General features: G+C 41.8%; 23 protein-coding genes and 1 pseudogene. 9 read left to right on the forward strand and 15 right to left on the reverse strand.

All coding sequences use genetic code 11. The annotated features are described in order from the left end of the window. Window positions 1–174: 174 nt before the first annotated feature. From ACED41_RS03045 to ACED41_RS03065, 5 genes are all read right to left on the reverse strand, one after another. Window positions 175–669, reverse strand: a complete 495-nt coding sequence (locus tag ACED41_RS03045) for a YcxB family protein (RefSeq protein WP_371724445.1) — start codon at window positions 667–669, stop codon at window positions 175–177. 467 nt (window positions 670–1136) lie between these two features. Then, window positions 1137–3131 (reverse strand): choice-of-anchor X domain-containing protein, encoded by a 1995-nt coding sequence (locus tag ACED41_RS03050; protein ID WP_371724446.1) that lies wholly within the window; start codon window positions 3129–3131, stop codon window positions 1137–1139. A 12-nt stretch (window positions 3132–3143) separates the two neighbouring features. After that, a complete protein-coding gene (locus ACED41_RS03055) occupies window positions 3144–4571 on the reverse strand; it encodes an esterase/lipase family protein (RefSeq protein ID WP_371724447.1) in 1428 nt (475 codons plus the stop codon). A gap of 566 nt (window positions 4572–5137) precedes the next feature. Further along, a complete protein-coding gene (locus ACED41_RS03060; protein WP_017059100.1) occupies window positions 5138–6235 on the reverse strand; it encodes a nickel/cobalt transporter in 1098 nt (365 codons plus the stop codon). Between the two features lie 94 nt (window positions 6236–6329). Next, entirely contained in the window at window positions 6330–7052 is a 723-nt protein-coding gene (locus ACED41_RS03065) for a DUF1007 family protein (RefSeq protein WP_029235926.1), read from the reverse strand. Window positions 7053–7527: 475 nt separating this feature from the next. On the opposite strand from ACED41_RS03065, the gene ACED41_RS03070 reads away from it, so the two are divergent. Beyond that, entirely contained in the window at window positions 7528–7974 is a 447-nt protein-coding gene (locus ACED41_RS03070) for a NifB/NifX family molybdenum-iron cluster-binding protein (protein ID WP_017059102.1), read from the forward strand. Further along, window positions 7971–8168: a (Na+)-NQR maturation NqrM gene (nqrM, locus tag ACED41_RS03075; RefSeq protein WP_017059103.1), complete on the forward strand. Its 198-nt coding sequence runs from the start codon at window positions 7971–7973 to the stop codon at window positions 8166–8168. The genes ACED41_RS03070 and nqrM overlap by 4 nt, the downstream gene beginning before the upstream one ends. 63 nt (window positions 8169–8231) lie before the next feature. Here the strand turns inward: nqrM and ACED41_RS03080 are convergent, their stop codons facing one another. Then, a complete protein-coding gene (locus ACED41_RS03080) occupies window positions 8232–8510 on the reverse strand; it encodes a DUF134 domain-containing protein (protein ID WP_029235478.1) in 279 nt (92 codons plus the stop codon). Between the two features lie 34 nt (window positions 8511–8544). Between ACED41_RS03080 and ACED41_RS03085 the strand changes: the two genes are divergently transcribed. Continuing rightward, window positions 8545–8994 carry a PaaI family thioesterase gene (locus ACED41_RS03085; RefSeq protein WP_102320058.1) on the forward strand — a complete coding sequence of 150 codons (450 nt, stop codon included), beginning with the start codon at window positions 8545–8547 and terminating at the stop codon, window positions 8992–8994. A 34-nt stretch (window positions 8995–9028) separates the two neighbouring features. Continuing rightward, window positions 9029–9157 (forward strand): annotated as a pseudogene (locus tag ACED41_RS03090) (ABC transporter substrate-binding protein); the annotation flags it as partial. Between the two features lie 42 nt (window positions 9158–9199). Here the strand turns inward: ACED41_RS03090 and ACED41_RS03095 are convergent. Continuing rightward, a complete protein-coding gene (locus ACED41_RS03095) occupies window positions 9200–9403 on the reverse strand; it encodes a hypothetical protein (RefSeq protein ID WP_371724448.1) in 204 nt (67 codons plus the stop codon). A gap of 366 nt (window positions 9404–9769) precedes the next feature. Here ACED41_RS03095 and pnuC point away from each other — a divergent pair, with 366 nt between their 5' ends. From pnuC to ACED41_RS03110, 3 genes are all read left to right on the forward strand, one after another. Beyond that, window positions 9770–10504, forward strand: coding sequence for a nicotinamide riboside transporter PnuC (pnuC, locus tag ACED41_RS03100; protein ID WP_229650224.1), 735 nt, complete (start codon window positions 9770–9772; stop codon window positions 10502–10504). An 8-nt stretch (window positions 10505–10512) separates the two neighbouring features. Further along, window positions 10513–11241: a nucleoside phosphorylase gene (locus tag ACED41_RS03105; protein WP_017077947.1), complete on the forward strand. Its 729-nt coding sequence runs from the start codon at window positions 10513–10515 to the stop codon at window positions 11239–11241. Window positions 11242–11366: 125 nt separating this feature from the next. After that, entirely contained in the window at window positions 11367–12047 is a 681-nt protein-coding gene (locus ACED41_RS03110) for a Crp/Fnr family transcriptional regulator (RefSeq protein ID WP_004734820.1), read from the forward strand. Between the two features lie 152 nt (window positions 12048–12199). On the opposite strand, the gene ACED41_RS03115 is transcribed toward ACED41_RS03110, so the two are convergent. The 4 genes from ACED41_RS03115 to ACED41_RS03130 form a co-directional block, all read right to left on the reverse strand. Next, complete coding sequence (locus ACED41_RS03115; RefSeq protein ID WP_371724449.1) at window positions 12200–13903, reverse strand: FAD-dependent oxidoreductase; 1704 nt, start codon at window positions 13901–13903, stop codon at window positions 12200–12202. 268 nt (window positions 13904–14171) lie between these two features. Then, on the reverse strand, window positions 14172–15074 hold the full coding sequence (locus ACED41_RS03120; RefSeq protein ID WP_371724450.1) for a VirK/YbjX family protein: 903 nt from the start codon (window positions 15072–15074) through the stop codon (window positions 14172–14174). Between the two features lie 1294 nt (window positions 15075–16368). Next, entirely contained in the window at window positions 16369–17337 is a 969-nt protein-coding gene (locus ACED41_RS03125; RefSeq protein WP_371724451.1) for a glycosyltransferase family 2 protein, read from the reverse strand. A gap of 29 nt (window positions 17338–17366) precedes the next feature. After that, on the reverse strand, window positions 17367–19100 hold the full coding sequence (locus tag ACED41_RS03130; RefSeq protein ID WP_371724452.1) for an ArnT family glycosyltransferase: 1734 nt from the start codon (window positions 19098–19100) through the stop codon (window positions 17367–17369). A 181-nt stretch (window positions 19101–19281) separates the two neighbouring features. Between ACED41_RS03130 and ACED41_RS03135 the strand changes: the two genes are divergently transcribed. Then, on the forward strand, window positions 19282–20388 hold the full coding sequence (locus ACED41_RS03135) for a UDP-N-acetylglucosamine 2-epimerase (protein WP_241846870.1): 1107 nt from the start codon (window positions 19282–19284) through the stop codon (window positions 20386–20388). A 203-nt stretch (window positions 20389–20591) separates the two neighbouring features. Here the strand turns inward: ACED41_RS03135 and ACED41_RS03140 are convergent, their stop codons facing one another. From ACED41_RS03140 to ACED41_RS03155, 4 genes are all read right to left on the reverse strand, one after another. Next, window positions 20592–20735 (reverse strand): hypothetical protein, encoded by a 144-nt coding sequence (locus ACED41_RS03140; RefSeq protein ID WP_017059112.1) that lies wholly within the window; start codon window positions 20733–20735, stop codon window positions 20592–20594. Between the two features lie 25 nt (window positions 20736–20760). Next, window positions 20761–21036 (reverse strand): HU family DNA-binding protein, encoded by a 276-nt coding sequence (locus ACED41_RS03145; protein WP_017059113.1) that lies wholly within the window; start codon window positions 21034–21036, stop codon window positions 20761–20763. A 356-nt stretch (window positions 21037–21392) separates the two neighbouring features. Next, a complete protein-coding gene (locus ACED41_RS03150) occupies window positions 21393–22088 on the reverse strand; it encodes a VC0807 family protein (protein WP_017059114.1) in 696 nt (231 codons plus the stop codon). A gap of 321 nt (window positions 22089–22409) precedes the next feature. Next, window positions 22410–22982 carry a YceI family protein gene (locus ACED41_RS03155; protein WP_229647247.1) on the reverse strand — a complete coding sequence of 191 codons (573 nt, stop codon included), beginning with the start codon at window positions 22980–22982 and terminating at the stop codon, window positions 22410–22412. Window positions 22983–23258: 276 nt separating this feature from the next. Between ACED41_RS03155 and ACED41_RS03160 the strand changes: the two genes are divergently transcribed. Then, window positions 23259–23975 (forward strand): DUF1826 domain-containing protein, encoded by a 717-nt coding sequence (locus ACED41_RS03160; RefSeq protein WP_371724525.1) that lies wholly within the window; start codon window positions 23259–23261, stop codon window positions 23973–23975. Window positions 23976–24240 lie beyond the last annotated feature (265 nt).

Genomic DNA, 24240 nt, shown 5'->3' on the forward strand with positions numbered 1-24240 from the left:
TTTTCATGAATAGGGGCAATCGATGGAAGGGGCAATTTCGAGAAGGAAATTGCCCCTAGTTAAAGTGTAACCTGCATGCATATCGGCAAATAAGCGCTCACATACGCTATATAACAATGTTCCGTATTTAGCTTTCTCGATTATGCCTGCTAAGTCAGCAGGCATTTATTGGTGTTATTTCGCTTTTGATGCGGCGTGGTGTTCAATCATGAAGGCAATAGCTTCATCGTTTAAACAAGATTTACTCACATATTGGCGCTGTTTACCGATATGCAGGATAAAACCAAGATCGGTCTGCTCAAGTTGGTCGATGTCACTCCACGCGATGGTGTTGGTCGCTTTGTGGGTTTTGTAACTTACTCCGTTAGCGTCACCTTGAAAGACAATTTTGCTGCCTGCGCCTGAGCTGATTTTTTGTCGCCATAACCACCAGGTTCTTTTGCAGTACACACTGAATGCTTCAATCACACTCAAAACAATAAAGAACCAGCCAACATAGCCGTTAGGTAATAGTTCAAACTCCAGCAGAACCACACCAAAAATAAGAAACAGTATTCCTTTTAAGTAGGCTTTTGGAAATTGAGTCGGAAGGCTAGTTTGATCATAACACTCCGCGAAAAACGTCTTGTCGAGTTTGTATTCTGTAGTGAAACCGGGTTCTTTAGACATGTGAGGCTACTTTATGGTTCTCTGTGAATGGGCTGTCAGTGGGCAGGTGTCCCACGCTGCAATTTTGCAACTTGATTATTGTATCGCTTCTCACTGTTTTTATTTAGATATTTTGGCTCTGTTTTGTAAATCGATGATACTTAACGGGTCTATTCTAACTTTAGCTATCAGACTAGTGTAGGGGCATCTTTAAAGTCACCTAAAAAATTGGTGATGGGATGGATAGATCTGTGGAGTCACCCGGTTGTTGGGACTACTGGCCTTTTTGGATAAAACTTCGATCTCATTTTGTTGGTTGATGGAGTCTATAGTGATTAGCGTGCTTTATCACTACTGTTGAGGGGCTGGCATAGTCTGCTCTAACAGAATAAACATATGAAGCTTGCAAAGTTCATCACTGTTCACTCTGAGAGGCCATGCCCAAAGCGATACCTTGGGCATGGCCTTATTCTATTTCAGTTTTAGGATCAGTACTCGATGAATAATGACACCTGCTTAACGTTAATGAAGAAACTTCTTTCATAGGGAGAAGAGGTAAGAGCAATATCTAGTTTGTTCAACCCAGACACTCTCTTCTCATTTAATGCTTCTAATAGTTTAGAGTTGGTAAACCTAAGCGTTTGACCGGCTTCTACGTTGTTGAATGTAGTGAGTGGATTACTCCATGCTGCACATATAGTAAAAGACTCACAGAACGTGTCGTAATCCAGTGTGTTTGGAGACCAAGTTTGATTAACGATATGCGCAGTTACATTGTTGAATGGAAATTGAAGAGTTGAATCTCCGAAATCAACAATAAGCGTTGCCTGTTTAATTTTCCCTCGAACCTCACTTAAGTCAAAACTCGCTAGTGTTTCGTAGTCGTATGGGATTGAAGCCCCCGCTCTTAAGTAACCACCGACACGATGTTGCGTGACATGTGTTGCCGGGGTTGCTTGCCAGTTTTCTCTTTCCAAACCGAATAGGTTAGAGGGGAGGGTCACATTCACTGGCGGACTGAAATCAGAGGCTTGGTATGGTGGAGTTTGACCGAGAACTCCTTGTCGATAGGAGTCAACGCCACTGTAGATTAGCAGTGCGTTCAGTTCATAAGGACCATCGGCTTGCTTAAACGTGTCACCAGGAACGGTAAACTTGATGGTGTTTTCGCCAGCCTCAAGCGGTTCTTGGAAACTCACTAGCTCTAAATACTCTCCGGCTGCACCAACGATATTTACCGAACCTGTGTAAGTTCCACTGCGCGTAACATGGATAGGAAACTCAAAACTCAGCGAATCAATGTAGGTTCCATCTTGCGACATAGTCGGTGTGGTGACTAAACTCCCCGTGACTTCAATCGGTTCGCGGCAACGCTCAAAAGATGCTAAATCAATAAATTCTTCAAACTGAATTCGAGGGGCTGAAATTCGTATGTCATCTTGAGTGATTGCGTAGATGATCGTCGGGTTGGAGGTCAAAGTAGACGCTGAATCAAACGCGCCAAAAATATCTTCAGTTGAGTACTGTAGAGTGACGATTTGCTTCGCAGGTTTGAGTTGCAGACGTTTGCTTGTGTTCAGCTCGTCAATTCCATCGGTGAGGTAACCATGAATGGCAAAATCCCCCGCGGATTTAACATCAAGTTCCAAGCGCTGCTCTAAGGCAATAACACAGCCTTCAGAGGAAAACAGTGGAGCGAGTGAGAGGCTGACAAATTCAATGTCAGAGGGTAGTACGTGGATTTTTTTACTTGTCTGGCGAGTGATAGTTGTTCCATATTCTTCAAAAGACGTTATGCCTTCAATTAGATAATCCCCTTCAGCGGGTGGAACGAAAATATTGCTGTAGACACCATCTTTAGCAATAGCATCGAAATTGACACCCTCATCTTTAAGCGTCAGGCGTGTTTTTATTCCAGCTTCATCAATGATCACTGCGCTGGTTTGGGCACCTGTGATTGGATTCCCTTTGTTTGTCAGTAATGCAGAAACGGGAACTGGTTCACCGACCACAAATTGGTTTGCAGCTATCGCCATGCCAAACGCAATAGGGGATTGGATCGCAACCTGAGCAATAATTACTGTGTTGTAACTTAGGTTTGGAAAATCAACGACGATCTTCCATTCGCCAGGTTCAGGGTTAGTTACTTCAGGCAAAAATAAATAGCTGCCCGGTAGCGGCGGACTTTGTGTGTCACCTGAAAGTATGTTCGCTTGCACATCATTGGATGATGTTGCGACTTGCCCGTTAGGCTTGACTAAATATACGGTTGCATCATCCAACGGCACGATGATTTCTGCTTTTAGGGCTTCCGCTTTGTCGATGGTAAATAGCATTGTGACTTCGTTATCGTTACTAGTCACTGGTTGAGATAGTGTCGTGCTTGTACTCATCCCAACGGGTATTGCATTACTGGCGATAGCCGGTGTGATGAAGGTACAGAAAAGACTGAACACCATCACTAATTGCTTGATGAATTTCATTGTGGCCACTCCTTAGCGCATTGAAATAATTTGTTGTAGAAAACGTTCAACGTTTTGTCCCGTTTTCATTGTTGAGTGGTTAGCCAATACGTTACCCAATGCATTGGTATAACTTGGGTTAGCGCTTGCCAAGGTCACAACAACATCATTTTCTTGCGGTACTGTTTGAATGGCTTGGTAACTGACTATGGTGATTGGATGAGCTTGTGGTCCATGCACACTTGGCATTGTGACCGATTGAGTTTGAGTATCGAGGTAGGCCGCAGAACTAAAGCTTCTTAGCGCCTGCCAAGCGGTAACGCCTGCCCAACGCGATCCCCACGGGAATAGGCCAACGATATCAGGATCTTTCTCAATAACACCGTCTTGGTTGAGATCGGCATTTGCCCCAATAGAAAATGTATTTGCAATATTGCCGCGAGTACGCATTTGGATCGCGTTTGATGCTGTATCCGTTGTTAGATCACGGATACCAGGCATTTTAGGACCCGCAAACGGAATATTTGGGAGTTGCATGTACTTGCCAGCGTAATTATTTGGATCGGTACTGACGTTACTGTAGATATCGGCGTAGTGGTCCATTTTTATCACCGACAAATCTGCTGCGACGCTACCAAGGTGAGGTGTGGAGAAAGTAGAAAGGGAGGTTATCTCAAAGGAAGGGCTAAGTGCTTTGAGGTTTTGGGTATCTAGCCCGCCTTTACTGTGTGCAATGACGTGAACTTTGTCGGATTTCAACTCATCGAGAAAACCCTGAATTTTGTTGTTCAAGATATTAGCGTTAGTCGCTGTGGTTCCATTTTTGTCAGCAGAGAAACGAGTATAACGAATGCCATAGTCATCAAGTGTAGAAAGCACGCCTGGAGCCGTATCATCATCCCAAGTGTCTGATTGTGCAGCAATGCCATGAGCAAGAATCACAGGAATGGCAACATCAAACTCGATTGAGACCCAATCGACAGACATACACCAGTTGTCTCCCGTATTGCCAGTATCAATATCGACGCGAATCTCATTGTTTTGGCCGAACTTGACATCACTGATATCGACTTGAAGGTTAGTATCCGTCCAACGGTTATCAGCGCCTTGCACCGTACCTAAAGACTTTCCGTTAAAAGATACGATATCTATTTCTGGAGCAATATTACTGACGTTGGCATTGGAGTCTATGTCGAAGACCGGCATGCTGATCCTTGCGTTAGAACCGATAACGCCTTTTTGCTGCATATCGCCCAGTTTACTCGGAGCAATTCTCCCGTCACTTTGTAAAACGTTGGGGCTGACAACCATAGGAACAGGTAAAGAGATAAGTAGAGGTCCGCCAGAAGCATAGGTACAACCGGTATCCAGACCAGGACCAGAATTGACAACATAAACGCCGAGTACTTCTTGCGGTGGGGCTATCCCAGAGCTTTGTGAACGCATCGAGAAATTACGCAATTTATATCTTCGGCACTCGCGAAACTCGGAGAAAGTAACAAAACACTGAGCGTGGCGCTCGGAATGTATAGTTTCATTTGTTTACCTTTGAGTATAGGTTATCCAAGAATTTGGTTGAAGAAAGCTCTATCTGTAGTTGTAAGGTAAAGGCTAGGAGTTTGATGTGAAATTTATTGGGTATAATTTCGGCTTGTTACTCAATTGATAAAACTGCTGCTCTATTTTTTTTCAAAATAGGAAGAGTGCGATCGCAGTTTCTGGATTGCGGAAGTTATGTCCTTATTTTCAAAAGGAGGGGGATAGTGCTCTAATATTGTTAGAACAATCTAAGTTAGTTTATGAAAGAGTAGCTAAGAATAGGAAAATCAAAGTTGGATGTAGGTTTGTTACAGAACTACATAGAGCGCGCTGTTCTGAATGGTTGACTACTAACCTAACTGGCTGTGCAAAGTTAGGTTAGTAGAAATTATGTGGCTGTTAATTCAGATTTGAGAGATAAGGGCTAGTGTTTTTTAGTAAAAATGGTAAAGGTCGCAATAAACTGAGGTTTGTTATTACATCGTTCGCTACATAGTGAAAACAGGCGACATACCGCTGTCTTGTCCACTCATTAGCAACAAGCCAATTAAGACAAGTAAAACACCACCGAATAGCTGTAAATAATGACCTGCGGCTTTTAGTGAAGCACTGTTATTCTTGTTACCTGCTGCCAAATAGCGTTTTACCAAGTTCTTGCCTGTTAGTGTCATTATAGCAATCGTCGAGGTTGTGAAAGCAGTACCAATCGCCATGGAAAAAGCACTGACAACACCCATCCAATATAGGCCAACCATGTTTGCGAAAAGCAGTACCATGATGGCTCCGGTGCACGGTCTTACGCCAATCGTCACTATAATTCCAGCATATTCTCGGAGCGTTGAGGCTTTGTTGATTGCGTCTGCATCGGCTACATGCTGGTGGCCGCACCCACAGTCGGCATGAGAATGATCTGCATGAGTGTTAGCTGCGGCTTGCATTGTGCTAGTAGCGTCGATTATCGGAGAAGGGGCTGATATTGATGAGCGAAGTGCCATTGGCGAACGCGCTGAAATTGTCGCAGCTGTGTCTGTTGCGAGTGTAGTGATGGCTTTCACTTTCAGCTTAGGCTTACGCATAGCGGTGTAGATGTTTTTCAAAGCCTTCCAACATATAAGTGCGCCGACGACCGCGACTAAGGCAAAGCTTAATGAAACAAACATATTCGCTTTGTCATTCACTACTCGCATGGAAGCACTAAAGCCCCACAGCAACACGCTTACTAGTAAGATTGCGACCAATGCTTGTAAAAAAGCGGAGACGACCGTAAGCACTAAACTCGCCTTGGCTTTGGTTGGGTGAGTCGCTAAGTAAGTCGACACGATAACTTTGCCGTGCCCAGGCCCCAAAGAATGAAGCATGCCATAGATAAAGCTGAACCCGATAAGGTAACTGCCTGCGCCCCAAGGGTTGGATTTAGCTTCATAGAGCAGGTCTGCAAGTTCTGAATTGACTTCTCTTTGCCATTGAATGCTAGAGATAACTAACGATGGCCACATGGACCACAGTTGATACGCACCAATAGCAATAAGCACGAACGCGCCAGCACCAATGAGGTAGTGATTGATTTTGGATTGATTTTTCTTCATTTAACAAGAACCTATATCTGAAATCTTTCTGTTAATTAGTTGCCATGCTTAATCAGCTAGACGCTGACTTAAAGGCTGAAACGAACCACTGCGACTAAGAAGCGGGAACCGCCGCACAATGAAGCTCAACCGATTGTGTAAACAGTTGGCCTAGCGTGTTATCTGGATCTGCATCGACAGGTAAAGACATTGCATAACTCATTTGCTCTGGCGTCGGGTTAGGCTCGATTAATTCTAAATGGCATTGTCTTGCTAGTTCAGGTGACAATGTCACGTCGCTGTTGGATAGCCACGACATGTCGACAAAGTAACTAGGGTCAAAAATCAATACGCGAAGCGAGTTTCGTGTCACAGGCTTAGGTTTAGAAAGTGGTAGGTCAAATGTTAGAACCATCTTGGCTTTATCACGCTCAAACTTTGCGTTCTCAACCACCTGATATTTGATGGGCTCTTCACCATCATAAAAGTACGTGAAGTAGTGCTCGTACATCATGTTTTCGATTACAGACGCAGCGAGCTTTTTGAATGTTTCAGTTTCTGTATCGGCAGAGACGTCTTCTCCATCCAACATGTACATCGAGGTCATTGCATCAAAAGACCACTCCATAGAGAGACCGGTGATCATGCCATTCTCTCCCTCAATATGAGTTTTCATCTCTATCCAAGAGTGAGGGTGGGCATATAGATTTGGCGCAAAACACAATAATGCTAGGCCAACAGTCAAGCCCTTGAGAGAGCGAAAGCATGTCGAGAAACGGCTTACATAGCGTGTGGAGAGGCGATTGATGACATCGATTAGAATAAATGGCTGTTTCATGAGAAATGATGGTAATTTAGTGTGATGTTATATTATAACAACCCGATGCGTTGTTCACTTCAAATTATAAGCTTGTTTACATTGAAGCCGACTGCAATTCTTGATTTTCAATCCAACCTATTTTTCCTATAAACATCTTTGATTGGTCCCTAATTCGACATTATTCAGACTAGTGTGTGACGTTGAATAGTCGATTAAGCTCTCGGTTGTGCGAGGCCTTTTTGTAATGGGTTTGAGCTTGGCTCTTGATAACAGGCATTAACAACGCAAAAAATACCCCCAGTAAAAATACTACCCCCTAGTATATATGGTTATTTGAAAGGTAACTGAGAGAGGCTGAAGATGACGCTAAGTTTGGGTGCTTGTGATCTTAGTTATCGATCCAGTAAATCTTATTTTTCACATGATAGTTATTGGCATATGCCAGTAATGGGGCGTATGCTGAACTCCTGATCATCAATAACAGGAAGTTACTATGTTATACGCAGTACCTTGTCGCGACCTTCATGTTGGCAACCACTTTGCTCGTTCCCCACAGATCGCGATTGTCGATGAACAACGACAGATAAAACAGATTGTTCCTTTGATTGACTCCGACACCTCTTGCAATAAAAAGAAGCAATGGATTTCGGTTCTCCGTTCTTACGATGTGAAATCTGTGGTGGTTCGTTATATTGGTAAGAAGATGCTGGCGCACTTGTTCAATAACGATATTCGAGTCTTGGCATCGACAGGTAAGGCAGAAATCGGGGCTTTGGATTTCGACAATCTACGGGAAGTGACCGATCTCGATTATGGTCGCGAGCCGAGAAATAGTGGGTGTGGCAATAAAACGTGCGGCGAAAACGGGCACAAAAAACAAGCTTCGATTCTAATGGTACAGCCTAATCAGCTAGGTGCTATTCGAGGGTTCCGACAATGACCTTTTTGTTGACGCTATTGGGGTTTGTCGGAGTCGTTACATTGATGGCGATAGGCGTGATTTTTTCGCGCAAGCCAATCAAAGGCAGCTGTGGAGGATTGGCGCAGTTAGATATTGAGCGTGAATGCAATTGCAAGGATGTGTGTGAAGGGCAAAGTAAAAAGCTGTATCAGATTACTGAGCCATCAAGCTAAGTATCGAAGTAAGCATCAGAGTTCTCGCTCACTGAGTTAAATAACTTCTGGCTAACACGTTAATTAACTACTTTGAATCACCAACGCGTGACCATTGACGATGCACTTGGCGACTTTAGCTCGTGCACGCTTGATAATGTTGCCGAACGTTTGGCGAGACACCTGCATTTGTTCAGCGGCTTCAAGCTGGCTCAGGCCTTCTTGATCAGCCAAGCGCAAGGCTTCGAGCTCTTCCAATAGCAATTCTTCTTTATGAAGCTCGTCCATAGGAACACCATTGGGCTTAAAACAAGAGTAAGCCGTACGGGTACACAACTGGCGATGTTTTTTTGGTCGAGCCATATCAATCTCTAGCAATCTATGGGTAAAGGTAAGTATGAAGGTTTTCTTTCCACACAATCATCGGCGTTGCCAAGTGTGCAGCCAAGGTTTTTTCAACGACAGCGCCATTTGTTTTGAAGCTATTGGCGAGCATGACACTTTAACTAAGCATGAGGCAGTAGCTAAATATAAAACCAGAGCCAAGATTGTACCAACAGATAAAACTGAGGGCTACGATGGCATCATGCAAGGTGGCATTGTCACTACACTGCATGACAGCGCGATGTTGCATTGTCTATTTCAGAATGATATCAAGGCGATGACGGTGAGTTTAACCTCTCGTTTTCATCATCCGATTTTGATTGGTCAAGAACTGGAAGTTCGTGCCCAGTGGGTGAAAAGTAGACGTAATATCTACTTCCTAGAAAGCCAAATTACTCAGTGCGGAAAGTTATGTTCGTCGGCACAAAGTCAGTTTATGTCAGTTTCTAGCTATCAAACTTAAGCTTGGTATAGCGGTGTTGTTTTATCAGTTATAAAAGTCCAACTACGGTTTCATAATCACTGAAAATAACGTGTACGAAGAAGAGATTAACCGCGCCCTGTTGAAGATTCGTGAGTCACGAAAGTGGCGTAAAATCTTGGTCGATTATTTCGCAGATCAGTAATCGAAATTAGAGGCTTATTCAAAAGCTTTTGGACTTTCGCCGTTACAGTTGATCTGAATCTGAGGCCTTGATCTTTTTGAAGTATTTAAATGCACTCCAAACCGCGTAAGCCGCAACCCCTACAATCAATGCCGAGCGAAGGAGAATAGGCGCATCATGCTCAAGTTGACCAACATGCGGCACAATACTGGCAAACAATCGACTGGTAAAAAACAGCCCCATTACTAACATAACAATCTTATTCATGTGACCTGCCATTCAATTGGGTACGTTGGACAGAACGAGTTATGGGGCGATTACACGGTTAACACGCCAGACAACGATTCTGCTCGAGATAAAAGCATGCGCTTCTCAAACGTAACCGTCAACGCGATATCAGCTTAAAGCCAGTAAGCTAAAGTTTCGTTTTTGGAAGTGATTTGTTCTGCTGTTGGAGTTTCGAGTTCAAGACTGTTGGGAGGGCGATGACACCTTTCTGTGAATTTGATTTTCCGGAATTATTATTCTGATTTATGATCGCATGCAATCTAGGGGGGACAAATGTCCTCCTCTTTGTTTCTATCGGCGCAATAAGATAGGTGCTACAAAAATCAAATAATAAAGGACACCCCGATGGATCTATTCGCCCTACTTGATATCAACAATACTCTAGTCAATATCCCAATAGGAGATGGCTATGCAATGAGCTGGATCGAATCATTCGGCACGGTGTTTGGCCTGCTTTGCATTTGGTTTGCAAGCCAAGAAAAAACCATTAATTACCTGTTCGGGTTACTGAATGTCACCTTATTTGCGGTTATCTTTTTCCAAATTCAGTTATACGGACTGTTACTGCTTCAACTCTTTTTCTTCTGCGCCAACATTTACGGCTGGTACGCATGGACACGCCCTAATGAGCAAGGTGAAACGCTAGAAGTTCGCTGGTTGAGTCAAAATAAGCTGGTGGCAACGGCTGCAGCCTGTGCGATTTCGATTGCACTGCTCACAATGTATATCGACCCATTCTTCTTTGCGTTGGCAAACATCGCGGTTGATAGCTTGAATCTATTTGGTGCTGATTTAACGGAACCAGTACTTGAACCTGATGCGTTCCCATTCTGGGATGCCACGATGACTATTCTATCTATTGTTGCTCAAGTTCTTATGACACGTAAGTATGTTGAAAACTGGATACTGTGGATTGTGATTAACATTATCAGTGTTGGTATTTATGCGACGCAGGGTGTGTACGCAATGTCTGTTCAATACGCAATCTTAATGTTTATTGCGGCAAACGGTACTCGTGAGTGGGCACGTACAGCTAAACGAAACAGTGATAAATCGTTAACTCAAGCAACGGCTTCTTAGGAGTGAAGATGGCAAAGCAACCTCATATCGGCGTTGATGAAACGCAAATTGCTCCGTTAGTTATTGTTTGTGGTGAGCCTGATAGAGCGAATCGAATCGCGAGCTTGCTTGAAGATGCCGAGATGGTTTCTGAGAACCGAGAGTATCGAATGTTCACTGGAACTTATCAAGGGAAAGCGATATCAGTTTGCAGCACTGGTATTGGCGCACCTTCAATGATCATTGCGGTAGAAGAACTTAAGTTTTGTGGTGTGACTCATATCATCCGAGTAGGGTCTGCAGGTGCGATGCAGTCACATATCAGGCTTGGTGAGCTAATTATTGCAGAGGGCGCGGTTCGCGATGAGGGTGGTTCTACCGCTTACGTTAAGCCGTCGTATCCCGCCTATGCAAGCTTCTCTCTGCTTAAAGAGCTAGACAAGTTCTTGCAGCAGCAAATAACACCTTACTATTTGGGCACGGTACGCTCACACGACAGTTTTTATACCGATGACGAGCAGGCGCTTTGTCAGTACTGGAATGGCAAAGGCATTTTAGGTGCAGACATGGAAACATCCGCGCTGTTTACCGTGGGACGCTTGAGAGGGCTTAATGTAGCTTCTATCTTGAACAATGTTGTCTTGTACGAACAAGATGTAAAGGAGGGCGTTGGGCAATATGTCGATGAGGCAGAGGCAATGATGCAAGGAGAGCGGCTAGCATCATTAGCGGCACTGGAAGCATTAATTACTCAATAAGAGCCTGAATAAATACAAGACAAAAGCGATGGGAGACCGTCGCTTTTTTATTGGGTTCTCTCCTGTGGTTTAAGTGGTTACAATCGTTTGAATATAAACAGCAGTAATGCAATGAGAGAGTAAGTATGAAGATTGCACCATACTCAAGCGGACGCTTTAAAAATTACTTAGAACAAAAAAGCTCTGAATTTAGAGATCTCATCTACCAACACCAAGTTAACTCTCGTTACTTTAATCAAAACGATGAAATCCTACGTCAAGGTGAGCAGCTTCAGTATCTTTATGTAGTGCCCGCAGGGAGAGTCTCTATGAGTATTTCTGCAGCTAATGGGCGACGCTTTCAATTGGGTGAGGTGAATTGCGATTACCATATCTTCGGTGAGATGGAGTTTTTCACTCAGACACCTTGTCAGTGGAACGTAGTGGCTGACGAACACATGCAAGTTGATGTCATTTGCATTCAGAAACTAGCAGAAGCACTACATGAAAACCCGGAGATGATGTTCTTCTTTGCCTCTGCATTAGCGGAAGATTATCAAGACTCTATGGGCATTTACACTAACCGTCTTTTACACTCAATTACCTACAACATTGCCTACGACTTATTGGTTCAAAGCCAAACAAATACCGTGTTAGGTGGTTTCGATAAAGTGAATCAAGAAGCGGAACGTTTTGGCACATCGAGCAGAGTGTATCGAAGAGCGGTTAAAGACCTATTAGACAAAGGTTTCATCAGAAAAGGAGACCAAGGGTTAGAAATTGTCGACCAGCAAGCACTCCGAGCCTTTATTGATTCGTACGAGTAATAAAAGAGCTTGGCACTTACTTAAATGCCAAGCTCGGTTTTTCAATGTTTACTATTAACTACTCGCATCTATTTATGAGCGACTTTCTCTCAGCAACTAGCAACTAGCCCGTAAGTGTCCGCGCACCATTACCGGCGACTAAGTATTAATCCTTAAGCTTTTGCATACATGAGTGTTCTATAACCACCGATTAAGTTGCGTGCTTTAAAGCCGTTGTTGACGAGTTGGCGATAAGCCACGTTACCACGTAACCCGACTTGGCAGTAGATTACAATCTCTTTGTCTGCTGGGAGCTCACTCATTCGATCACGCAGTTGGTCGACAGGAATGTTGATTGCGCCTTCAATAAAGCCACCATTTTCTAGTTCGCCAGGGTTACGAACATCGAGTAGGAGTTGGTTGTCGCTTAATGTTGCAATCTCATCGAAATGAATAGGTGTCGCGTCACCTTTAATAATATTGTTGGCAACAAATGCGGCTTGGTTAATCACGTCTTTGGCACTCCCGTAAGGTGGTGCATAGGTTAATTCAAGGTGTTGAAGCTGATCAACGGTCATACCTGCACGTTGAGCTACTGCCATAACATCAATGCGTTTATCAACGCCATCTTTACCGACGGCTTGCGCACCTAGTATTTTCCCTGTCTTAGGGGCGAATAACATCTTGAACGAGACAATCTCAGCGCCAGGATAGTAGCTAGCGTGGCTTGCGGTATGCACATAGACTTTTTCATAGTCGACGCCTTCACGCTTCAACTGTTTTTCGTTTTTCCCTGTTGAGGCAACGGCTAGGTCAAAAATCTTACAGATAGCTGTGCCCTGTGTACCTTGATAGATTTCATTGCGTCCGAGCATGTTGTCGGCAGCCATACGACCTTGACGGTTAGCAGGGCCAGCAAGCGGAACTAGAGTTTGTGCACCTGTGACAAAGTCTTTTTCTTCGACCACATCACCCACAGCGTAGATGCTAGGATCGCTAGTCTGCATCATTTCATTGGTGTAGATACCACCTAGTTCGCCAATTTGAAGTCCTGCTTCTTTTGCTAACTTAGTCTCAGGACGCACACCGATAGCCATGATTAAGATATCAGTAGTTAATGACTCGCCATTATTAAGTGTTAATTCCAATTCACCCTCTATGTGTTGGTGCTTCTCGCTCTCGCCTGAATCAAAACTTGCGATGTGTTCGTTAGGTATATATTTCACAGACTCAAGCGCGACGCCGAGTTTTAGGTCGATGCCTTTGTCACGAATCTCCGCATGGGCAAAGCCGGCCATTTCCCGGTCTACTGGCGTCATTACTTGGTCAGCCATCTCAATCAACGAAGTCTTGATCCCAAGCTGATGAAACGCTTCCATCATTTCCAAGCCGATAAAGCCACCGCCAACAACTGTCGCGTGCTCAGGTTTATTCATTTGGATTGTTTCGATGATGCGATCCATATCTGGAATATTGCGTAGTGAATGGGTTAGGGGGTTATCGATTCCTGAGATGGGAGGAACGACGGCACCGGCTCCAGGGCTGAGTAATAAGAAGTCGTAACTCTCGCTGTAGTGATTACCATCAACAAGATTTTTGACTGTAACGGTTTTATTGGTGCGCTCAATAGAGGTAACTTCGTTCATCACTCGTGCGTCAACGTTGAAGCGAGCTAAGAAGCTTTCAGGTGTTTGTAACAGAAGCTTGCTTCTATCCTCGATATCGCCACCTATGTGGTATGGCAATCCACAGTTGGCAAAAGAGACGAATGGTCCTCGTTCAAACATTATGATTTCGGCTTCTTCACTAAGACGACGAGCGCGTGCAGCAGCTGAAGCACCTCCAGCTACGCCACCGATGATTACAATTTTAGTCATACGTTTACCTATTACTGTCTCTAAGTTTAACTATACAAATTGCCGAGCATAGAGCTTGTATCTTCTTAATGATCAGTACTGGCTGGTCGCCGGCGATTGAGTAGTTTTCGAAATACCTAGATACTATAAAGATGTAAATTAGCATTGTCTAATATTTATTTTAAAGCTATCACCTCGGGATTGAGCGTTTGGTCCAAGGGCTGTGATTAGACTAAAGCACGCTAGTAAAGGTAATACGCGTTAGCGAGTCGAGTACAGGTTAGCCAAATTAACTGTCATGAGCATAATGAACAGGATCATGGATGTGCTGACTGATTACGTTCTTCAGATCTTGTTCATACAGATCTAGCCAGGCATAACGCTCGCGATACAACTTACGCTTTTGACGTTTTAGAGCTTCAAGATCTTTCCTGTTCGGGTTTGTCGGGAGACGATAGAAATAGTTATCATGCACCTGTCCATCGTGCTCTTCCCACAGACTGTCGTATTTAAGGCTGATGTCTTTGTTTTTCTTACCGTAGCGTAATGAGTTCGAGACATGACCAGACTCTTTTACCGCATAGATATTGTCGATACCCAAGTTAATAGCGAGCAGTCGTAGTGTTTCTACCATGAAGGATTTAGGTCTTAAACCGTAAAAAGCTTTGGTGAATGTGCGGCTAAATCCATTGTCATTGGCGCCACCCTGTATACCGCCGATGTAGATGTTGTTGTCGAAAACAGTAAACGAAAGGGTATACATTTTTTCGAGTTGAGAGTTGGTCAATGAAATTGTCAGTTCACCTTCTTTTCTCGCGTTTCTTTCGAAGCTGAGATTAACCAGATAAACGTTGTCATCTATCTCAAGTTTTAAAAGATTGAGCCTTTCGTTATAGATTTGGTGTCTAGCTTCTGTTGCGAAGGTGTTTTCAAACCAGTCGTAGTGTTTGGATAAGATATCGATCTTTTCTTTATTGCTAAAGCCAGTACATAAGTAGGGAGTCACAAATTTAGAAAGGAAGTTGGGTTGCTTGATAAATAATAACTTTCTCTCTTCAGAGTTGAAATTATCACTCATTTTTCGAGTAGCTGAATAATAAAACAGGGCTCGAATAGTAAACTTAAGTATCGCTTTGTACTTACCCTTATTTTTATGGGTATTTGCTTCAATCCCCATGCGAACGACATTCATAATCACCTCAAAGAAGAAGGATTGCTCGAACACAGTCGTGTCATGAACCCTTCCAATAATCTGACCAATAACAAGAAAATGATGATAGTGAAAAAGGCGATTTGGGTAAGTATGGATATGTATAGCTATGTAACCTAATCAGTTACTTAGTGAGTGGTTCTTGTTCGATTATGCCTTGTTATGTGGAAGGGAACTGGATTGATGACTATAAAAGAGTCGTTTATAGGAACAATGTTGCACCTTTTACGGGTTACGTGCTTTTAGAGTTGCAAGCCGAAAAGTATTTGGTCTATCGAATCTGGTGGAGGTTAGCTTCGGTTTTAGGGTTCTGTATAAGACTTTGACCACATAAAAGCACCGATAACCCAGGCTGTAACATCTCCGCTTATAGTGGTTAGACGCAATATCATGGTTATCGCTAAAGAAACCTCTGAACCGTAAATTGGGTTAAGTAGGCTAACCAGAACAAGTTCTCTAACTCCGATCCCAGCAGGGGACCCGGGGGTGAAGAATCCAACAATCCAGGCGACCGCGAAAATGCTCCCTAGTGTCAATATATCGAGTTCCCAAAGGTCAAACAGTGCTCCTCCAACTAAAGATATTACCGCGCCCAATAGTAAATAGTTAAATAAATATGTTACTAAACTCACCATCACAATTGGTAACGTAGGGAGTTTAAGTTCGTCTATTTGTGCCACGTCTTGTTTTGATAGAAACCAAGCATACAGGCGAACAAACGAATGCCGAAAGATCTTCGGTCCAAAGACAATAGTGGTAATAGTCAAACTAAGTATAAGTACGTGTGTTTGTATGGATGATTCGTGAATGAAGTCATTCCCTTGATGGATCCCATGATATAGGGTCAAGATAACCACAACTCCAACTACCCAAATGGTTTCGATAAGCATACTCAAGAGAATTTTACTTCGCTTCATTCTTAACTTTTCAGATAACACAACGCGCCCTATATGGTGTGCTATGTTTCCGGGTAAGTACTTTGCCAATTGAGCTACAAGGTTTATTGAAACGACCTGAGTTATGTTACCTCTACTTTCTCCTACGGATTTCAGTAGGTAGTAGCTAACTAAACCACCGTTTATTAACGTCCAGCTATAAAGAGCAATACTTCCGACTAGGACTAATATTAGATCGTAGCTCCAATTAATCGTGTACCAAATTGATAATTGAATTGATGACTGATAACAAAACCATATAATTAGCGATATAGATATAAGCCAACCTAGTTTCTCTACCTGTATTCGTATATTAGACACCAAGCGAAACCCTTAGACGGTTACTTTGATATTTTTGATTTTTCATTCGCTAACCTATCCTCTAGTTTCTCGATTCGGTACAGCAGTTTTTCCATTAACTTGCGATTGAAGCTTACTAGGTCTGCGACAAATCCTACAATCATAGTGAGAAACCCAAGTATTAATAATGTGCTGCCGAGTAATAAGGACTGAATATGGCCATCGCCACCCCCTTCCATGAAAAAGTATAGGAAACGAATGATGGGTAATACACCAACGGCAACCATTATGGCACCTAAAATAAAGAACACACGCAAGGGTTTGTACATTGTGTAGATACGAATTAATGTGGAAATAGACATCCTTAAAAAGTGAGGAATACTTGAAAATAGCCTAGACTCTCTAGTCTTCTCGTTAGTGTGGATTGGAACGGAGATTACACCGAGCTTTTTCGCACTAGCTTGAATAAGCATCTCAATCGTGTAACTGAACTCTGATACTATATTTATTTGTTGTGCTGCTGATCTTGATATTGCTCTGAAACCACTGACTGAGTCTTTTATGTCTAAGCCGGTCGCTTTGGACACGATATAACTACCTAACACTTGAAGGGTTCGCTTGAAAAATGAGAAATGTTTATTGTTATAACCACCTCGGTTTCCGACGACAATATCAGCTCTCTTATTCAGTATGGGTTCGACTAACTTAGAGATTTCAGAGCCATTGTATTGGTTGTCACCATCAGTATTAACAATGATATCAGCTTTCTTATCTATGCAGGTTTCTAACCCTAGGTGAAACGCGTGGGCTAAACCCTTATTTCTCGTGCTCTCTACTATGTAATCCACGCCTAACTGTTGCGCTATAGCAACCGTATCATCTGTAGAACCATCGTCTATAACAAGTATCTCGATTTTATCTATACCTTTGATCTCTTCCGGTATACCTCGGATTACTGATTTGAGGTTACTTCCTTCGTTATAGCAAGGGATTTGAACAATTAGTTTCAATTTTGCCACCTCTATTTATTCTGGTTTGTTTAAAATCCGCTAAACATACGAGATTCTCGATTGCTCTCTTTAGGCCTATATAAATTCTCCCCCCAACGAAGTGTATATGTACCTGTATCTTCGAAAATTTTAATAGTATTTTTTCCTTTTGATAAAGCGACGATTTCTTGTGGGTGGATAACTTTGTTATTTATGATTACTTTTGAATCTGATTCCAAAGTGTAATTACCAGAGATATTTAAGGTAAACGTCACGGCGTTATCCTCTTGAGTTAACAGCAACTCTTTACCTGCAACATAGAGTTCATTCCAGTGACTTATATAATTGTTTTTAATAGCTTTCCTATCTTCTTCTAAAAGAGCCAAATAGATTGATCCCACACTGCTCTCGCTGTGAATGAACTCAAGGTATTCTGAATTCACGATCAAAAATTTAGGTTCGTGATCTTCAATAGCAAGCTTAAGTATAGGCTGTCCTGCTATTAAGTAGTTATCCATCCCCCAAGAGCTCATGAAAAAGCCTTTCTGAGGGTATGATGAGATCATAGAGCACCTATCTATGTAGGCGACAGGTTCAGGAAATATCTTCTGAACAACATTAATAAAATGATACTGATAATCTAAGTTCCGGGAATATTTCAAATAAATACTTTGAAATATTAGGTTAAAAACAAACAAAAAAACAACCCCACGGCTTATTCTCATGTATCGTTTACTAGTTTTTCTTTGATTCCATACCTCCCAAGCTAGGCCGAAATAAATTGCTGAAGGAGCTAATATAAATGAATAAAAGTAGGGGAATGCGTTACGATAAATAAGAATAGATAATAAAGGAAGTATCAAAGTCATGAGCTTTAAGTAATCTAATTTTATTTCAATATTATTATTTTTAATTGTTGAAGATAGGCAGAAGTAAACGCCACAAACTAAAGTAAACCAAAAGCCTAAGTCTGTTCCTAATGTATATATAAAGTAATTAGCTCGAGGGAAAAATAAATTATGGTTTAGTGTTTTGTTTGCCCCACTTAGCATTGATATAGCATCGTTCTCGGTTGTTGATGTAATGCTTTGTGAGTGCCAAAAGTATAGGGATAAAAACAGTAACGTGACTAAAATAAAATATCGCGAAAGGATAATGCTAGTTCTACGTTTTTGGGAAGATTGTACAATGGATAAAAGTGAAATTAGGATAATAGTAGGAAGATAAAATACAGACTTTAGTGTTATAAGGAATGCTATGGCAGTAAGCAATGCAGTAATCAATGTTCGTTTGAAAGAATACTCTAGTTTTAGCAGATAATCTAAACTAGCCATTAAGCAAAAAGTTGCAATAGGGTCTGTCCGAAAACTAGCTCCCATCCTAATTACAAATGAAAATGAAAAGTAAGCTAAAACCGCAAATAGAGAAGCGGATCTACCAAGGTGTCTACGACAAATTCTAAATATAAAAAATCCTGTAGCAATTTGAAGACACAGCATAACATTACGAGCAACAATGATTTGGTTAACCTCATTATCGGATACCCAGCTTAACCAAGTGAAAACATGCACATGGAATGTTTGAAAGCTACTTATCGATTCTCCAGCTAAAAACTGATGAACAAAAGACAGATAGTAGAATTCATCCCAATTAACCTCATAATTGAACGCGGTGTATACTCGAAGAACTATAGCTAGAAATATCAAGGTAAGCATAATGGAACTTCTGCTTACCTTGATATCTCTATTTAATATATTAGGCTTACTATTTGTTTTTTCAAACATTTTCCTTCTACCCTAAACTTCCAAAGACTTTGTTATTTCATCTAAAAGCTCAGTTGCTTTTTCTAACTATAGTACCTTTGAATTTTCTTGTTTTTAGTGAGTTAGAACTTGATTACTTAGACGATTAGCTAACGGTTTGTCGTCTGTTGGGCTAAGATAAAAGTATGAAATAAGCTGTTTTATGGAACTATTGATGATACATATTTTGATTGGTACTCGCGCTCAGCTCATAAAAATGATTCCCATTATGAAAAATCTTCAAGATAGAAATGTTGAATACAATTTTATATTTATGGCACAGCATAGAGAAACTATATTAGAAATATTATTTGAATTTGGAATCAAAGAGCCAGATTATGTTTTATGTGACGATAATAGAGATATCGTTAGCAGTATACAGATGGTTGCATGGTCTATTAAGGTTTTACTTGTCGGTATTTATAATAAACGGGAGTTATTCAGAGGAGATAAGGACGGGATCGTAATGATTCATGGTGATGCCCCCCCATTGTTATTAGGTGCTATTTTGGCTAAAAGCCAGAAATTAAGGGTCGCCTCGGTCGAAGCTGGCTTACGTTCTTTTAATTTACTCAAGCCTTTTCCTGAGGAAATAACTCGTGTTGTTACAGCTAAATTGGGATTAATTGATGTTTTTTATTGTCAGGATCAACTCTCTGCAGAGAACGTAAGTAAATATAATAAACAAGTTGTCAACACTAATGGGAATACTATTGTTGATACTATACAACTTGCTAGCTCTATAAATAAATTATCGACCAATTCTATCTCTGATAAACAAGAACGCTACGCTACTGTCTCACTCCATAGATTCGAAACGATATCAAATATAAGTGGTTTGAAGAAAATAGTGGAACTAATAGAAAAACTCACTAATGTTATTCAAGTTAAGTTTATATTACACCCTCCAACAAGAGAAGCACTTAAGAAGAATGGGCTTTATAGAACTTTGGAAAACAACATCAATCTAGACTTAATTCCTCGTATGACATTTTTGAACTTTAATAAACTCATATCGAAATCTGAGTTTATGGTTACTGATGGCGGTAGTAATCAGGAAGAATGCGCATTTCTCGGAATTCCATGTTTAGTTATTAGAAATGAAACAGAGAGAAAAGATGGACTTGGTGATAATGCAGTTCTTTCATATTTTGACTATAACGTGATTGATAGTTTCATTGAAAACTATTCTGAATATCGTCGCCCGAGTAAAGTTCTCAAGAGAAGCCCCAGTGAAATCATTATCGACAACGTAACTAAGTCATTGTGATAAAACCAGTTTTGATCATCTACTTGGGTGGGTGTTAAGAGTTAGCGATACGTAACCATAACGAACAAACTCATTGTAGTTGCTGACGTCATAGATCACTAAGACAAGCCTATAACCAAAAATGCCACTACAAATCTGCAGTGGCATTAGAACGATAACAAACTATCACCTTGCTTAAACCTAAACTTTAGTTCTTATATAAACTAAAGTTCTAACAGTTTAGCCAGTTCACGCTCTTCGAGAAGCTCTTCAATGCGTTGACGAGTCTTAGGCGTTTCGGCTTGCGCTTTAGTCGACTTGCCTGCTTTTTTGCTTCGGCTCGTTTTCGCTTTTTCCTTAGTCGTCATCGTAATCTTCCTTGTGTTTTTTGTGTTACAGGTTGCACGTCTCTTTTAGTGCCTTGCCCGCTTTAAATGCTGGCGTCTTTGATGCGGCAATCTGAATCTCTTCTCCGGTTCGCGGGTTACGACCAGTGCGAGCAGCTCGAGAGTTAACTTTAAAGCTACCAAATCCAAGGATCGATACGTCATCACCGTTCGCAAGCGAAGTAGAGATACCTTCAACTAGCGCATTTAGTGCTGTGCCTGCTTGGTCTTTTGAGATGTCTGCAGAAGTCGCGATGTGTTCAACTAATTGAGATTTGTTCATAATCTATATTCCTTATTGAGTACGGCTGGCGTCTACCTTTAGCACCTAGCTTATGCGATCTTATCAACAGCAATTGAAATAATGTCAGTGAGCGGGTAGAGCTTTGTAAAGTAACCAACAGAATTGACTATAAAAGCATCTGTCGGTTCAATCAATGCAATTCATTGATTATTATTGGTTTATAGACATGTTGCCCAAATTTACTTGAGAAAAGAGCATTAGGGTTGCCCGTTCGATTCATAATCCAAATCGAAGCTGTCATCTATCACGTTGATAACGAAAGAGTAAAAACAAAGAAGCCCAGCTTAATTGCTGGGCTTCATGTTGTGCTGTCAGAGCGATTTGTTAATTCAGAACTATTTAGTAATAAAAATTTGTTCTGTTTCTAGTGATGTCATCGTGCGAACTTGACGCCAAATGTAGTAGAAAATACCTAACATCATCAGCATGCTTGGGATGGCGATTGCTGGGTAGCTGTAAAGTGTCAGCTTGCCAAGTTCTTCATTAAAGGCAGCGGTGCCAGCAGGGCTAGTCACAATCCAAGTCGCTAGGAAGTAGTTCATAGCTGAAGAAAATGCGAAAGTACTCGCGAATAGGTAGTTGGATGTCATTAGACAACGATCAAACTTTGCTTGGTTACCGAACTGCTTTAGGCGCTCTTCAATAAGAGAGATATTTAACAGGGCCGGTGTGAAGATAACTTTCTGGATAAACGGGTAGCGGGTGAAGGTTGAGCCCAGAACCGCCAAACCAATTAGACCAGGGATTAATGCTTCTTTTAGTGCTAACCAACGAGTGTCTAGCTCAAAGAAACCAATACCGCCCGTCAATAGCACGCTTACAAAGCCGAGCGCAGCGATGAAGTTGAACTTCTTATTGCGGATTAACTCCATGCCACCATAAGCAATAGGGAAGGCAAGGGCAACAAGCAAAGCTAAGCCTGTTCCGAGATGCTCATCTCCACTGAACTTCATTAAAATGAATGAAGGAAGAAAGACGTTAAACACGACTTCGAAAAGAGGACTCGATTTTTTGTTTTCTGTGTTACTCATAATTTCTAAATACATTATGTTATGGATTTATTCTCAGGGATTGTTGTTTACCTCGCCCAAGATGTAAAGCCTTAAGGCGTCATGCTGTGTAACGACATGTGACATCAACGACATCTCTGAGCCTATATAACGCTCAATTTAATACTTTGTGAGGGATGTTTATCTGGCCGACTTGGGGAAATCGAGTGGAAATTTTGGTTTAGTTTATTCAAACCTAATTCAGTTTATTGCGTTGTCGCGTACTCTCACTCACATTCACCGCTCTTAAACGATTGATGAATGTGAAATGAGGCAGAACAGAAAGGAAGAGTTATAAGCCCATTATTCGTCGAAAAGTAGGTTAAAGCTCAAAGGGATTTGGTCGGAAATCGCTAATCCACCCACGGTCGCTGAAAGTTTGTTTAGATTCTCTGTAGATATCCCAAAATCAGCGCCGTTGACGATGATTGTCGAAGCTGAGCTAACCATGACAAACCCTGAGGATGGAACCACCACAACTGGGAAGTCGATCGTTTTGGTTACGCCGTGTAAAGTAACTTCCGCTGCTACTGTTGTTCTTTTTGGATCACCAGATAGCATCGACGGTTCAACCTTCCCAGAGATCTTCACTTCAGGAAAAGTCATCGATTCAAAGTAGAGTTCATTCAGTCTCTGGTCACGAATAGCGACTCCGGTGCTCACGCTTTTCAAGTCCAATACTATTGAAAACTGGCCCTCTTCGGTAAGCCCTCCAGACATAGGTTTGATGGATGCGGGCTCGACAACAAACTGCTTTTTAATGGTCGCGAATGTGATGTTCGATAACTTCGGATCTAATGTGTAGCCCGACTCCGCGAAAGATTGAGCGGAGATAACGGTGCATAGGAGGCCGAATGTAGAGATTAGTTTTTTCATAAGTTGTCACCAGATTGATGAATTCACAGGTTTAAGTTCTTGAGTCGTACGTTTTTAAAATGACTTTTTGGAAAGAGTGATTGAGAGAAGCTTAGTTCAGCATTCGAAAAATTACCGCAGGAAAAGAAGAGCGTCGCTGTATTACTGGAATCATGATCGACGAAGTGACTTGTTTATTTTTGGTTATGTTATAACATAACCAAAATCACTCTTGCCAAGAATAATTATTCTGTTGGTAAACGGGAAGCGATGAGCATGTATCAAGGAGACGACGTAATGAATGCCGTGTTAACCAAGCCTTTGGCTACCAATAGCAGCCAGCCACTCAACATTAGTTCAGCTGTGAGTATTCAGGATAAGGCAAATCACAAGCCAAGCTTGAGTGCTTCTGAGCAGCCAACGGTATTAGCGGATATCTACCAAAGTGATATTAATATAGCGGTATGGCAGCGACAGTTTGATGAAGGCTTAACGACGGCAATTAGTGAATTTATCGCCTTGAATCCAAACTTTAGTAAGTCTGTTAGCGTGTCACCTGATAATGCTTTCGATAAGTTGGAATTTGCCACCGATGGCACCGCCTCTAAAGCGCTATTAGAAAACATGGCAGAGCTGGTGGATATGTTCTGTTGTTTGTTTGAGCTTGAAGAAGTCGGGTTGCGTTTAGCCGTTCTGAATAAAGCGATGTGCCCACGTTTCCATTTTGATCAAGTGCCTTGCCGCTTGGTGACAACTTATCATGGTGTTGCGACTCAATGGTTGCCAAACGACTTAGTCGACCGTTCTAAGCTAGGGCTAGGGGCTAACGGAAAGCTTGATTCTGTTTCAGGCCTGTACAACGACGAATCTGACATCCAGAAAATGGCCAGTGGTGATGTTGCGTTATTAAAAGGGGAGCGTTGGAGTGGCAATGAGAATAGAGGCCTTGTTCACCGTTCACCAGTCACTTCATCTGACGAAACACGATTGCTGTTAACGTTGGACTTTGGTTGATCAACTTTTGACTATTTAGTTCGCAACCTGTTTCTATTCAGACGTTCAACTCATTTAAATACCTTCCTAATGAGCTAACGGTATGGCGCGATCTGTGCTGTTATTATTCTCAAACAGAGACACTCATCAGCTGACCATGTTTAGCACATTAATTCAAAATTTAGAGTTTACCATTCTCTAAATCAATGGGTTACGATGCGTGCACTTACTCACATATATCAATATTTCAGTTCCTCATCGGTTTCTTAATTTATTTTAAAGCGTA

The organism is Vibrio sp. 1F255 (genome assembly GCF_041439145.1).
Lineage (GTDB): Bacteria > Pseudomonadota > Gammaproteobacteria > Enterobacterales > Vibrionaceae > Vibrio > Vibrio crassostreae_C.

Coding starts and splice junctions, on each gene's coding strand:
- ACED41_RS03145 (WP_017059113.1), bottom strand. CDS start 21,036: ATGAACAAATCTCAATTAGTTGAACACATCGCGACTTCTGCAGACATC.
- ACED41_RS03160 (WP_371724525.1), top strand. CDS start 23,259: ATGAATGCCGTGTTAACCAAGCCTTTGGCTACCAATAGCAGCCAGCCA.
- ACED41_RS03060 (WP_017059100.1), bottom strand. CDS start 6,235: ATGAAGAAAAATCAATCCAAAATCAATCACTACCTCATTGGTGCTGGC.
- ACED41_RS03095 (WP_371724448.1), bottom strand. CDS start 9,403: ATGAATAAGATTGTTATGTTAGTAATGGGGCTGTTTTTTACCAGTCGA.
- ACED41_RS03110 (WP_004734820.1), top strand. CDS start 11,367: ATGAAGATTGCACCATACTCAAGCGGACGCTTTAAAAATTACTTAGAA.
- ACED41_RS03065 (WP_029235926.1), bottom strand. CDS start 7,052: ATGAAACAGCCATTTATTCTAATCGATGTCATCAATCGCCTCTCCACA.
- ACED41_RS03080 (WP_029235478.1), bottom strand. CDS start 8,510: ATGGCTCGACCAAAAAAACATCGCCAGTTGTGTACCCGTACGGCTTAC.
- ACED41_RS03050 (WP_371724446.1), bottom strand. CDS start 3,131: ATGAAATTCATCAAGCAATTAGTGATGGTGTTCAGTCTTTTCTGTACC.
- ACED41_RS03135 (WP_241846870.1), top strand. CDS start 19,282: ATGGAACTATTGATGATACATATTTTGATTGGTACTCGCGCTCAGCTC.
- ACED41_RS03085 (WP_102320058.1), top strand. CDS start 8,545: ATGAAGGTTTTCTTTCCACACAATCATCGGCGTTGCCAAGTGTGCAGC.
- ACED41_RS03130 (WP_371724452.1), bottom strand. CDS start 19,100: ATGTTTGAAAAAACAAATAGTAAGCCTAATATATTAAATAGAGATATC.
- ACED41_RS03140 (WP_017059112.1), bottom strand. CDS start 20,735: ATGACGACTAAGGAAAAAGCGAAAACGAGCCGAAGCAAAAAAGCAGGC.
- ACED41_RS03120 (WP_371724450.1), bottom strand. CDS start 15,074: ATGAATGTCGTTCGCATGGGGATTGAAGCAAATACCCATAAAAATAAG.
- nqrM (WP_017059103.1), top strand. CDS start 7,971: ATGACCTTTTTGTTGACGCTATTGGGGTTTGTCGGAGTCGTTACATTG.
- pnuC (WP_229650224.1), top strand. CDS start 9,770: ATGGATCTATTCGCCCTACTTGATATCAACAATACTCTAGTCAATATC.
- ACED41_RS03155 (WP_229647247.1), bottom strand. CDS start 22,982: ATGAAAAAACTAATCTCTACATTCGGCCTCCTATGCACCGTTATCTCC.
- ACED41_RS03150 (WP_017059114.1), bottom strand. CDS start 22,088: ATGAGTAACACAGAAAACAAAAAATCGAGTCCTCTTTTCGAAGTCGTG.
- ACED41_RS03105 (WP_017077947.1), top strand. CDS start 10,513: ATGGCAAAGCAACCTCATATCGGCGTTGATGAAACGCAAATTGCTCCG.
- ACED41_RS03115 (WP_371724449.1), bottom strand. CDS start 13,903: ATGACTAAAATTGTAATCATCGGTGGCGTAGCTGGAGGTGCTTCAGCT.
- ACED41_RS03070 (WP_017059102.1), top strand. CDS start 7,528: ATGTTATACGCAGTACCTTGTCGCGACCTTCATGTTGGCAACCACTTT.
- ACED41_RS03045 (WP_371724445.1), bottom strand. CDS start 669: ATGTCTAAAGAACCCGGTTTCACTACAGAATACAAACTCGACAAGACG.